The 349-nt window shown below is 64.5% G+C and carries 1 protein-coding gene; it reads right to left on the bottom strand.

All coding sequences use genetic code 11. From position 1 onward, the window contains the following. On the bottom strand, positions 1-190 hold a 190-nt coding region (locus tag WFK98_RS27430), incomplete at its 3' end, for a hypothetical protein (RefSeq protein ID WP_336802526.1). Positions 191-349 lie beyond the last annotated feature (159 nt).

Below are 349 nucleotides of genomic sequence, written 5' to 3'. Positions count from 1 at the left end.
TGATCGTGATCGGCGCCACCGGCCGGGCGGCAAGCTCGCCGTCGAGCACATAGCTCTGGGCGAAGGCCGCATCGTCCGGGACCGTGAGAAACAGCTGACGCTCCGCCAGGCCGACCAACTCCTCTGGCGAAAAGGCCCCGGAGGCCTGGCCGGTCAGCCTGCCCTCGGCATCGTGATAGAACAACCGCATCAGGTCATCTCGTTGTCGAAGACGTTGTAGGAAAACACCGCGCCCGCTGTGGTGTTGTTGATCGTGAAATAGTTGCTGGCCCGGCGATAGGTGACCTCGAACCCCCGCCCTGGTCCGCGCACGCCGCTGGCGCCGTAGAACATGTCGACGAGGATCAGC

This window comes from Kaistia sp. MMO-174 (assembly GCF_037147815.1).
In the GTDB taxonomy this organism is placed as follows: Bacteria; Pseudomonadota; Alphaproteobacteria; order Rhizobiales; family Kaistiaceae; genus Kaistia; species Kaistia nematophila.
This window is presented reverse-complemented; position numbering and strand designations above follow the sequence as displayed.